Here is an 11,798-nt window from a genome sequence, read left to right on the forward strand (position 1 = left end):
AAGGGGGATTACCATGGCAAACTTAGTCACGGCACTACAGGGCGTTGTGGCCGCGCATCCGAATAAGGCGGCCTACGTGTTTGGGGAAGACACGGTCAGCTACGGACAGTTTTTCGGTCAAATCGAGGCGATGGCGGCGACACTTGAGCAAAAAGGGATTGGACAAGGCGACCACGTCGCAATCGTCCTCGGGAATAGCCCGGCATTCTTGATTTCCTATTTTGCGGTGCTCGCACGAGGTGGGGTCGTCATTCCGATCAACCCTACATACACGCCAGATGAGATGGCCTATATTTTAGTCGATGGGGATGTGAAGGCAATCGTCGCCTTGTCACCGCTCGTCGCGCAAGCAGAAGCCGCGCTCACGAAGTTACCGCAACTCCGCCTCGTCATCTCGGTCCCGTACGCGGACGTACCGGCGTTGAAACGGGACGGGGACATCGAGTTCTTGCCGTTCGAGGAGGCGTTCGCGACGACGAAAGGGGAACTCGTCACGGTCGATGAGGAAGACGTCGCCGTCATCCTCTATACGAGTGGGACGACCGGGAAACCGAAGGGAGCGTTGTTGACGCATCTCAACTTGTTCTCGAACGCCCATTCGATCGGCGAATATTTGGAGATCACGCCGGAAGATAAAGCGCTCGCGGCGCTGCCGATGTTCCACGTCTTCTGTCTGACCGTCATCGTCAATGCCCCACTCCTTCGCGGGGCGACGATTGTCATCTTGCCGAAATTCTCGCCGCAAGACGTGTTCGACCTCATCCCGAGACACCGCGTCAGTATTTTCGCCGGGGTGCCGACGATGTACAACTTCTTGTTACAGACGGCGATGAAAGTCCCGGCCTACGCCTCGGCACTCAAGCACGTCCGCGTCTTCGTTTCCGGTGGGGCGAGTCTGCCGGTACAGTTGCTCGAATCGTTCGAGCAAAAGTTCGAGTGTAAGATCCTTGAAGGGTATGGCCTCTCGGAAGCGTCACCGGTCACCTGCTTCAACCCGCTCCATGGGGAGCGGAAGGCAGGTTCGATTGGTCCGTCGATCGTCCACGTCGAGAACAAAGTCGTCGACGAACTCGGGGAAGAGGTCGGGATCGACGAGGTCGGTGAACTGATCGTCCGTGGGCCGAACGTCATGAAAGGGTATTACAAACTCCCAGAAGAGACATCGATGACACTTCGGGACGGATGGCTCTACACCGGCGACTTGGCGAAGCGGGACAAGGACGGATACTTCTATATCGTCGATCGGAAGAAAGATATGGTCATCGTCGGGGGATATAACGTCTATCCGCGCGAAGTCGAAGAAGTGTTGTATCAGCATCCGGGGATCGTCGAGGCGGCCGTCATCGGGGTGCCAGACGCAGAACAAGGGGAAGCAGTCAAAGCGTTCATCGTCACTCGTGACGAGCATGTGACGCTCGACGAGATTCGGTCGTTCGCAGCGACGAAACTGGCGAAGTATAAACAGCCGACACAGATTGAAATCATTGATGAACTGCCTCGGAACACGACCGGAAAAATTTTACGGACCGTCTTGAAGAGCGAGGCGTTCCAACGCAATTGATTAGGACAAGAGCGACAAATCAGTCGCTCTTTTTTTGATTAAATGATTTGACACCATTACGGGGTAGGGGTATATTGAAGGTGAGGTGATAACCATGGAAGAATTCATGCATGACGAACCGATTGTTCCGCGCGAAGACGCGGAGCGTGAAGCGCTCAGCAAACGGCTGCGCCGGATTGAAGGACAAGTACGAGGGATTCAAAAGATGGTCGAGAGCGACCGTTATTGTGTCGATATTTTGACTCAGACGTCAGCCATTCAAGCTGCGCTCAAACAAGTTGAGATGCAACTGCTCGAACGCCACATGCGCAAATGTCTAGTCCATGCCAGCGAAACGGAAGACATGGACCCATACATTGACGAATTGATGACAATCGTCAGCCGCATCAAAAAGTAAGGAGGTGGACCGATGAAAACCGTCGAACTGTCGATTCAAGGGATGACATGCGCCGCATGTTCGGCCCGAATCGAAAAAGTGTTGAATAAAATGGACGGCGTCGAAGCGACCGTTAACTTGCCGCTTGAAACGGCGACGATTCGCGTCGAGGAAGGTATCACTGAAGAAGAGTTGATTGCCCGAATCGAGAAGATCGGCTACGGCGCAGAACGGAAAGCGGAATTGACCCCGAAACACGACCTCCGCCCGCTCGAACGAAAAGTGCTCATCTCGGCGCTATTGTCAGCACCGCTTCTGCTCGTCATGATTACGCACATCCCGGGTGTGACGTTCCATGCCGATTGGCTCATGAATCCGTGGTGGCAATTCGCGCTCGCCACACCGGTCCAGTTCTGGATCGGGGCCCAGTTTTATAAAGGGGCGTATAAGAGCCTGAAGAGCGGCGCGGCCAACATGGATGTGCTCGTGGCGACAGGGACATCGGCGGCTTACTTTTATTCCGTCTTCGAGATGCTCGTGCATCCGATGCATCCGTCGCTCTATTTTGAGACGAGTGCCGTTTTGATTACGCTCGTATTGCTCGGGAAATGGTTAGAGGCCCGAGCGAAAGAAAAAACGACGGACGCGCTCAAGTCACTTTTATCGTTACAGGCGAAAGAAGCGATTTTACTTGTTGACGGTGTGGAACGGCCAGTCGCGATCGACTTGGTCAAAGCCGGTGACGTCATCGTCGTCCGCCCTGGCGAAAAAGTGCCGGTCGATGGAAAAATCGTCGAAGGTGAGACAGTCATCGATGAGTCGATGTTGACCGGGGAATCAATCCCATCTGAAAAAAGTGTCGGCGCCGATGTTGTCGGCGGAACGATTAACCGCTCGCACCGGGTCTTGATGGTCGCCGAACGTGTTGGCAGCGAGACGATGCTCGCCCAAATTGTTCGTGTTGTTGAACAGGCGCAGACGGACAAAGCCCCGATTCAACGGCAAGCGGACCGGATTTCCGGTGTGTTCGTTCCAATCGTCGTCGCCATCAGTGCCTTGACGTTCGCCGTCTGGACGCTTGGCTTCAATGATTTGGACATGGCGATCCGGGCCTCGATTGCCGTTCTCGTTATCGCTTGTCCGTGTGCGCTCGGTCTCGCGACACCGACATCGATCATGGTCGGGACGGGTCGTGCCGCCGAACGTGGTGTCTTGTTCAAAGGTGGCGGTCAGCTCGAATCGTTGAATGGTGTCGATATCGTCGTCTTCGATAAGACGGGGACGCTCACGAAAGGTACGCCGGAAGTCGTGGCGACGTTCGGAGACGCGTCGTTCTTGAAACAAGCCGTCATGGCCGAACGTCAGTCGACGCACCCGCTCGCCGAGGCAATCGGTCGGGGCGAAGGGGACGGTCAGGTCGAACGCGTTGAAGAGTTGGCCGGTCGAGGATTGAAAGCGGTCGTAGATGGGAAACCTCTTCTTATCGGCTCGGTCCGTATGATGCAAGAAGCCGGATTTGCATTACCGGAGTGGGACATGCAGGCGATGACGCCGGTCTATGTGGCCGACGAGTCTGGGGTCGTTGCGGCGTTCGGTCTGCAAGATCGGTTGAAAGACCAAAGCCGTGCCGTCGTCCAACAACTTGCCAAGACGAGACAAGTCTACGTCTTGACCGGTGATCGGAAAGAAGTCGCATTCGACGTCGCCCGTCAACTCGGGATTCCGGAAACGAATGTCATCGCCGAGGTATTGCCCGTCGAGAAGGCGGATCATGTCGAGGCGCTGAAACGCCAGGGCCGTGTGGCCATGGTCGGGGACGGGATGAATGACGCGCCGGCGCTTGCTGTCGCTGACGTCGGCATCGCCTTCGGAAGCGGGACGGATATCGCCCTTGAGGCGGCCGATGTCACCGTGATGGGGCAAGATATCGATGGGGTGAACCGTGCCATCGAGATGAGTGCGTTAACGATGCGTAACATTCGTCAAAATTTGTTCTGGGCGCTTGCCTATAACAGTCTCGGTATCCCGGTCGCAGCGGCCGGTTTGCTCGCCCCATGGATTGCCGGGGCGGCCATGGCGTTCAGTTCGGTCTCGGTCGTCTTGAACGCGTTACGATTGAAAACACAAGGAGGAACATCAAAATGAATGAAACGACATTAAAAGTAGAAGGTATGACATGTAATCACTGCAAGGCGGCGGTCGAAGGCGCCTTGACAGAACTTGAAGGCGTCGAGTCAGCGATCGTCTCGTTACAGGACCATCGGGTCGATGTCATCCACAACGATAAAATTTCAGTGAAAACGATGATCGAAGCCATCGAAGAACAGGGTTACGACGTCAACGCATAATCGAGAGCTTCCGCCTACCATGGCGGGAGTTTTTTTGTCATGTTCATGCTAAGAAAAGTATGCTATATTATAGGTGATAATGAGAATCGCTATCAGTAGGAAGGTGGAACATGATGGAACTCATGATGATCAGCGGTGTACTGGCCCTCCTTAGTGGCGGCACGGTATTCCTCGCACAACAGATGCGCACTCGGCCGACGCGGTAAGGAAGGGGGAACCCTTCTTTTTTTTGTGAGCTTGTTTGCGTGTCGTGAACACATTGAGCGCGGAGGAAACGGCTGCATTCCCATCATTCATCCACAATTGTTTGATATGATAAACAAAAAACGTTGCAGAGGTGACTGGAATGTACACAATCTATTTAGTCGATGATGAAATCAATTTAAATAAGATGCTCGTCACGTATTTAGAGCAAGAAGGGTATCAGGTCCGTTCGTTCACCGACGGGACCTCGGCCCAGGCCGCAATTAAAGACGAACCAGACTTATGGGTGCTCGATATCATGCTCCCCGACCTCGATGGGTTCCAATTACTGAAACAAATCAAAGCGAAAAACGCGTTCACGCCGACGATTTTCATTTCGGCGCGAGATGAGGATATCGATAAAATTATCGGACTCGAGATGGGATCAGACGATTACATCGCGAAACCGTTCTTGCCACGGGAACTGGTCATCCGCGTCAAAAAATTGATCGACCGTGTCTACGGTTCGAAATCGAATGAGCATATCGAATATGGAGAATATACAATTTATCCTGAAAAACGTCTCATCAAGCATGAACAAGATGAAATCGATTTGACATCAAAAGAGTTCGACTTGTTGCTGCTCTTCCTCGAACATCCGGGGTCGGCCTTATCACGCGAACAGATTTTAGAAGGGGTATGGGGCCATGACTATTTCGGCTCGGACCGCGTCGTCGATGACTTGGTACGCCGTCTCCGGAAGAAACTGCATCGCCTTGAGCTCGAAACGCTCTATGGCGTCGGTTACCGACTCGTTAAGCCATGAAACTCGATCGTCTCCAGCCGAAACGGCTCATGTGGAAGATTTGGGTATTGATCCTTCTGATCATCGTGACGCTCGCCTTGATGATTTTGTTGACGATTCGTTCCTCGATCACGCAGTTCATCGATGAACAAGTGTATGAGACGTTACAAGATGTCGATTATTACCTGGGGAATACGAATGAGCTAGAAAACATCCCGCAAAATCCGATTGAATATGACCGTCGCCAACAAGAGTCCCGTTCGGTCAACCAGCTCATCTTTTTGCCGAATGGACGCATCATTTATGGTTCGGCCCCGCTTGAATTGACGAACCGGATGTATCAAGAGGCGCTCACACAGACGAGCGAGGTCGCCAAATACCAGACGACGATTGATGGAGAGGACGTCTACTATATCATCCGGCAGAACGAGTACGATGGGGCTCTGATTTACCAAGCTTCCTACGCCTGGGACGCTTACCGGCGTGAACTTGTCTCGACGCTCTACTGGCGCATCTCGATTTTAATCGGCGTCATCAGCCTGTTGTCGTTAATCCCGGCTTTATGGATGTCGCGAGAGTTGACGAAACCGATCGTCGAGATGGAGCGGGCGGTCGAGAAAATCTCGAACCGACAATGGGAGACGGTGCTCCCGCTCGCTCGTCAAGATGAGCTCGGGCAGTTGGCCCGCTCGATTGACGCGATGCGGCAAGAGTTGCAAGAGCAAGACGTGGCCCAACAGGCGCTGCTCCAAAACATCTCGCACGACTTGAAGACACCGATCATGGTCATCCGCGGCTACGCTCAATCCATCGGGGACGGGATTTATCCGACCGGGGATTTGAAAGGGTCGGCCGAAGTCATCGACGAAGAGGCGTCCCGACTCGAGAAGAAAGTCGTCGATTTGTTATATGTCACGAAGCTCGAATACTTCAAAGGCCAAGAAATGCGGCTTGAACCGATTAATCTCGATAAGTTGATGGAACTGCTCGTCAGCCGATTCAAACTGCGAGGCAACTTGGACTGGTCGGTGACAGGACATGCCGGCGAGATGCTCGGGGACGGAGAACAAATCCGTGTCGCCTTCGAGAACGTGCTCGATAATGCCTTGCGCTATGCCGAGTCGACGATTCGAATCGAACTGACGCGCTCCGAGGCGGGTGTCGACATCACCATTGAGAATGACGGTCCCCCGGTCGACGCGAACCTCGACTTGTTCCATCAGTTTTCGCGAGGGAAACAAGGGAAGTTCGGTCTTGGCCTGTTCATCGTTCAACGAATCGTGACACTTCATGAGGGGACGGTCGCCTTGGGAAATACAAAAGACGGAGTACGTGTACATTTTCAATTTCCCCAATCGAAATCGTTACAGAATAAGAAATTAGATCACTGAAATTAAAAAACCAGCCGATAATCGGTTGGTTTTTTTAGTGGGAAATATATGAACGAGATTTGTTTAAGTCTTCATTTCTTGGTATGAATGACATGTAAGTCACTATATCCATGATGGAGGCAAATCAGATGACTCAGTTGACGAATGAAACAAGAGCTTTGATTCCAGTTTTCAATGAGTATGGGGAGGCGGAGACGCTCGTCTATCAATCCGACGGTGTATCGCGAATGAAGGGATCGCCCCTGTATTTACTCGAATCGGCCTGTCTGTATTACGGTTCAAGCATTCAAGGACGGATCGAGGCGGCTCGTAACGTACTCGGCCCGCACCGGAAGACACCTGTCATCATGGATTGGCATGCAGATGCGATCTTTTTCCCGACGATTGCAAAAGAGAGTCCGGACTGTGCCTGGATAAATTTTTCTCAAGTCCTCGATGCTAAGAAGAGTGGTAAAGGAAGTCGGATTATCTTTCATTCGGGTGAGTCGGTCGAGGTCCCGGTCTCGAATCATACCGTCTATAAGCAAAAGCAACGGTCCATCGAGTTATCGTATTCGTTTCAAAAACGCTTTCACTGAAGCACATTCAACTGTGTTTAAAGATTGAAATGAATGGTGAACCCCTCTATGATAAAGAAGAATAGTTCATATGTGTATTTGCACATTATCTGAAAGTGAGGGGTCAACATGTTTTTTCAAAAAATGATTGAACGAGGAAAACTGGTCATCGTGTTTTTGCTCGTCGCAGTCGTCGTTGGAGTGCTCACGTTCTTCCAACTTCCGAAGCGTGAAATTCCAGAGACGAGTGTCAATATCATCTTGATTCAAACGCCATATCCGGGCGCGACCGCAGAGACGGTCGAACGGAACGTTACGAATATTTTGGAGACTGAATTGAGAGGACTCGATGGTATCGAGAATGTGTCATCATTATCCGCATCCGAGTTCTCGAATATCACCGTCGAGTATGAAGACGGCTTCGATCGAAGTGAGCTGCAGTCGAATGTACGCCAAGCGATCTCAGACGCTGCGCCTCGCTTGCCAGAAAATGCGCTGGCCCCGACCGTCAATGACTCGATCGGGCAGTTGCCGGTCGCTTCTTACTTGTTGACGGCAGATGATCGCCAAACACTCCAGACAGTGCGTGAAGATATCGAGCGGTTGGAGGAACGTCTGTTGCGGACAGATGGGGTTACCGGTGTGACGATCAAAGGACTACCGGAAACGGAATTCGTCGTCTCGCTCGACTCGGCGGAACTCGGGGAGCGTCAACTTGCTTTTCCGGACGTCTTGACGGCGATCAATGAAGAATATAAGACGACCCCGCTCGGTCGCCAGTCGACTGAAGATGGTATTTACCAATTGGCGATCGATAGTTTGACGAACGTCAATGACATGGGCCAAGTCGTCGTCGGCTCAGTGGATGGGACGCCTGTCCTGCTTGAAGACGTCGGCACGGTCGAAGAGACGGAGAAAGCGGTCACGGACCTCGTTTCACTCGACGGACAACCTGCCGTTTCCTTGACGGTCACGATTGAATCGGGTCAAGATATTCCGACTCTTCAAGAACGCGTCGACGAAGTCGTTGCGGATGAAGTCGGGGACGTGAATGGTGTCGAACTTGTTCCATATTACGAGCAGGCCAAAGCGGTCGATGATATTTTCTCATCCCTCACTCGTGAATTCATCATTGCCATGATTGCGGTCATCGTCGTCACGACGATCGGGCTCACGTTCTCAGGCTCGCTGATTGTCAGCTTAGCGATTCCATTGTCGTTCTTGCTCGCGTTGATTCCACTTCGTTTCACCGGAGTCGACTTGAACCAAATCTCAATCATCGGGGCCATCATTGCGCTCGGGATCCTCGTCGATGACGCCATCGTCGTCAATGACAATATCCTGCGCCGTTACCGAAAAGGTGACACGGCGATGGGCGGTGCCGTACGCGGGACGAAAGAAGTGTGGGGCTCGATCGTCACATCGACGCTCGCCGTCGTCTTCGCCTTCTTGCCATTGACACTCCTCTCGGGAGCGAACGGGAACTTTATCCGTGCCTTGCCGACCGTCTTGGCCTTGTCGGTGCTCGCTTCGATGCTCATCAGTTTGACGCTCGTGCCGATCGCCCAGTACTGGTTGAATCGGAAGCAAGTGAAAGTATCGAAACGCGAGCCGGGTTGGTTAGGTAGGCCACTGAACCGTCTCAGTAATTTCTATGCAGATACGTTATTACCCAAAGTCGCGAAGCGTCCATGGACGTTCGGTCTCGTCGGTTTCGTCATCACGACCGCATTGTACGGCTTGATCTTGTTGACGCCGTTCGAATTCTTCCCGGCTGCGAACCGGCCAGAAGTCGTGACGAGTGTCACCTTGCCGGTCCAAACCGACCTTGAGGAGACGGAACAGAGACTTCGAGCGATCGAGGAAGAGTTCCAAAGTATTGATGGTGTCGTCGAGACATCTGTCTTTGCGGGTGGCGGCCTACCGAGCCTCTTCACGGGAGGGCTCGATCAGACCGGTGAAAACACGGGTCAAATCGTCGTTCGTGTCGACAACGAGACGATTGACGCGATTCAATTGATCGACGAATATACGACACAAATCCGGGAAAACAACCCGGATGCTGAAATCTTCTTGGATACGCAGCAACAAGGGCCGCCGACTTCGGCACCAGTCGAGTTCACGATGCGCGGTGAAACGATCGAGCAACTCGTCATGGCCCGGGATACCGTGAAAGCGGACCTCGAAGCCATCGACGGTGCACTCGTGCTCGACAACATTAAAGAGCCGTTCCAGACGCTCACGTATGAACTTGATCGTGACGCCATGGCGGCCGCTGGTGTGACCGCGAAATCAATCAGTGACCAGATTCGCCTCGTCACGGACGGCATCCCGATTGGCACGTTTGATGACGGAGTCGAACAACGCGATGTGAAAATCGTCGTCGATGCGGAAGCGAACCGTGAGGCGCTCGCCTTAGACGACATCCTCGTCCCGGTTCAGACGGAGACGGGTCCTCCGGTCGCACCGCTCAGTACGTTCGTCACTGAGACGACGACAGAACAGATTCAACAGATTCCGCGTGAGAACGGGGAACGGATCGTGACGCTCCAAATTTATGCGAGCGAAGGCATGGACGAAGAGGCGTTCAAACAAGACGTCGACCGCGTGCTTGCTGACGCCGAGGCGTCATTGACCGATGAAGGAATCGCGTTCGACCAATCCGGCGCGAGCGACACACAAAACGAGTTCTTCCTTGAACTTGCTACGTTGTTCGTCGTCGTCTTGTTCTTGATCTTCTTGATCATCGCGTTCCAGTTCAATTCACTGTCACTTCCGCTCCTCGTCTTGTTCACGATTTACTTGGCGATTGCCGGTGCTGTGGTCGGACTGTTCGTCACCCAGACACCATTTAGTTTCATGGCCTCGATGGGGATCGTCTCACTAGCCGGGATCGTCGTTCGGAACGCAGTCGTCTTGTTCGAGTTCATCGAGCAAGGAATTCGCGACGGCATGGCCGTCACGACCGCCGTCTATGAGGCGGGACGCGCCCGGATTCGCCCGATTCTGTTAACGGCGTTGACCGCTGTCGTGGCACTCTTGCCGGTCGCGCTTGGAGAAGACCCACTGTTCCGACCGCTTGCTATCGGAATCGTGTCAGGAATTCTCTTCTCGACCGTATTGACGCTCGTACTCGTTCCAGCTTACTACTTGATTTTGGCGAAACGTCGCCATCGAGATAAGCCGTTCACGGAGTAATGTGGCAAACAGAGGGTGGTCCGAACCGGGCCATCCTCTGTTTTTGTGAACGAACGTTCACGACAACTCATGTTTCCCCCAGATGTTGTATGGGTATAATAAGAAAAGGTACTTCAGTATATTGGAGGGAATAGACATGAATGATTCGTACACATGGATCAATCGGCGCAAGATGCGCCCTGCTTATAGCGCGACAGGGGGTCGCTCGTGGACGAGTGAACGGATAGTCCGACCCGATGCGGCTCGTGGGCGCACCGTGCGTGGCGTCAAACGTGTCCGTCGCCCGTACACCGATGAACACGGTGTTCGTCGTTATACGACGGGACGTGTCGTCATTACCGATGCGGCTCGTCAGGCGCGTGCGCACGGTCACGGCGAGTCGGCGGTTCAACTCGAGCTGTCGGTGCCGACACCGTATGAACGGGTGAAAGAGATGATTCCGACGAAAAAAGTGCTCGTGCCGGTCATGGCCGGGATTGCTGTCGCCGGGGGACTTGCGGGTGCGATTTACGCGCTTCGTAAGAAAAAACAAAACAAAAACAAGCACAAATAAAAAAATCGCCCGCGGGCGATTTTTTTATTTGAGGCGATCTGCGAGAATCCGTTCGAGCTGTTGCTCGCCGAGTTCACGCATCTCTGCTTCGTTCTCTTGGTCATACGACTCGTCTGTGAAACGGCCGACGAATTCGACTTTCCCGTTCCCGAGTTCACGGAACACGAGGTTTTTGCGATCGTTATAGAAGACGACGCGGTACTCTCGTCCATTCTCATGTGGATAGTTGAACACGCCTTTAATATGGTCCATGTTCTTTTCTTCGGGTTGGTCTTCTTCCTCTTCATCCTCTGCGAGGGCGTCGGCGAGGACTGCCGTCGGTTCTACTTCTTCCGTTTCTTCTTCAGAGGAAACGGCCTCTTTTTTTTCTTCTTCTGTCATGAAAAACGACCTCCTTTACTTACTTTCTTATCATACCCGCTTTTCGAAAGGCTGACTACTCAAAATGGTGGGAGCAGACGCGGACGACGTTCGAGGATGACATGATCAAACGATGGAACAGTTGTTGCTTGACCGATTCGGGGGCATCGACTGTTTTGAGCGCTTGCTCCATGCAGCCGAGCCAGTGGCCGGCGTGCGTTTCCGAGATCGGGTGGTCGCGATGGATCATCGCCAAGTTGCCGCCACCGCGACGTTCCGTATACAGTTTCGGTCCCCCGAGCAGTTGTGTTAAAAACTCAAACTGATGCGCTTTGACCCGGTCTTTGTCGTCCGGGAACAACGGCAATAAGATCGGATCGGCGTAGACGAGGTCGTAAAAAGCGTCCACGAGTTGCTGAACGCCACGTTCGCCTCCAAATTGTTCATATGCACTCATCTTCTTTCC

The 11,798-nt window shown here is 53.1% G+C and carries 11 protein-coding genes; 9 read left to right on the forward strand and 2 right to left on the reverse strand.

Translation table 11 applies throughout. The features are described 5' to 3' along the window. The first annotated feature begins 13 nt into the window (after positions 1 to 13). The 9 genes from KNP74_RS04750 (at position 14) to KNP74_RS04790 (ending at position 10,972) form a co-directional block, all read left to right on the forward strand. On the forward strand, positions 14 to 1,561 hold the full coding sequence (locus KNP74_RS04750; RefSeq protein ID WP_034776550.1) for a fatty acid--CoA ligase family protein: 1,548 nt from the start codon (positions 14 to 16) through the stop codon (positions 1,559 to 1,561). A gap of 94 nt (positions 1,562 to 1,655) precedes the next feature. Continuing rightward, positions 1,656 to 1,958 (forward strand): metal-sensitive transcriptional regulator, encoded by a 303-nt coding sequence (locus KNP74_RS04755; protein WP_034776552.1) that lies wholly within the window; start codon positions 1,656 to 1,658, stop codon positions 1,956 to 1,958. Positions 1,959 to 1,970: 12 nt separating this feature from the next. Beyond that, complete coding sequence (locus KNP74_RS04760) at positions 1,971 to 4,082, forward strand: heavy metal translocating P-type ATPase (RefSeq protein WP_214763649.1); 2,112 nt, start codon at positions 1,971 to 1,973, stop codon at positions 4,080 to 4,082. Continuing rightward, the gene (copZ, locus tag KNP74_RS04765) at positions 4,079 to 4,285 is read left to right on the forward strand and encodes a copper chaperone CopZ (protein ID WP_029595964.1); all 207 of its coding nucleotides are present in this window, start codon (positions 4,079 to 4,081) and stop codon (positions 4,283 to 4,285) included. The genes KNP74_RS04760 and copZ overlap by 4 nt, the downstream gene beginning before the upstream one ends. Before the next feature lie 346 nt (positions 4,286 to 4,631). Then, the gene (locus tag KNP74_RS04770; protein WP_034776554.1) at positions 4,632 to 5,294 is read left to right on the forward strand and encodes a response regulator transcription factor; all 663 of its coding nucleotides are present in this window, start codon (positions 4,632 to 4,634) and stop codon (positions 5,292 to 5,294) included. After that, positions 5,291 to 6,664, forward strand: coding sequence for a sensor histidine kinase (locus KNP74_RS04775; protein ID WP_214707894.1), 1,374 nt, complete (start codon positions 5,291 to 5,293; stop codon positions 6,662 to 6,664). The genes KNP74_RS04770 and KNP74_RS04775 overlap by 4 nt, the downstream gene beginning before the upstream one ends. Before the next feature lie 128 nt (positions 6,665 to 6,792). Beyond that, positions 6,793 to 7,242, forward strand: coding sequence for a competence protein ComK (locus KNP74_RS04780; RefSeq protein WP_034776556.1), 450 nt, complete (start codon positions 6,793 to 6,795; stop codon positions 7,240 to 7,242). Between the two features lie 108 nt (positions 7,243 to 7,350). Continuing rightward, the gene (locus KNP74_RS04785) at positions 7,351 to 10,419 is read left to right on the forward strand and encodes an efflux RND transporter permease subunit (protein ID WP_214763650.1); all 3,069 of its coding nucleotides are present in this window, start codon (positions 7,351 to 7,353) and stop codon (positions 10,417 to 10,419) included. 136 nt (positions 10,420 to 10,555) lie between these two features. Further along, a complete protein-coding gene (locus KNP74_RS04790; RefSeq protein WP_034776560.1) occupies positions 10,556 to 10,972 on the forward strand; it encodes a hypothetical protein in 417 nt (138 codons plus the stop codon). Between the two features lie 24 nt (positions 10,973 to 10,996). Here the strand turns inward: KNP74_RS04790 and KNP74_RS04795 are convergent, their stop codons facing one another. Both KNP74_RS04795 and KNP74_RS04800 read right to left on the reverse strand, forming a co-directional pair. Continuing rightward, positions 10,997 to 11,353, reverse strand: a complete 357-nt coding sequence (locus KNP74_RS04795) for a hypothetical protein (protein ID WP_034776562.1) — start codon at positions 11,351 to 11,353, stop codon at positions 10,997 to 10,999. 55 nt (positions 11,354 to 11,408) lie between these two features. Then, the gene (locus KNP74_RS04800) at positions 11,409 to 11,789 is read right to left on the reverse strand and encodes a truncated hemoglobin (protein ID WP_138859867.1); all 381 of its coding nucleotides are present in this window, start codon (positions 11,787 to 11,789) and stop codon (positions 11,409 to 11,411) included. Between the last annotated feature and the right edge of the window lie 9 nt (positions 11,790 to 11,798).

The organism is Exiguobacterium sp. s141 (assembly GCF_018618085.1).
In the GTDB taxonomy this organism is placed as follows: domain Bacteria; phylum Bacillota; class Bacilli; order Exiguobacteriales; family Exiguobacteriaceae; genus Exiguobacterium; species Exiguobacterium mexicanum_A.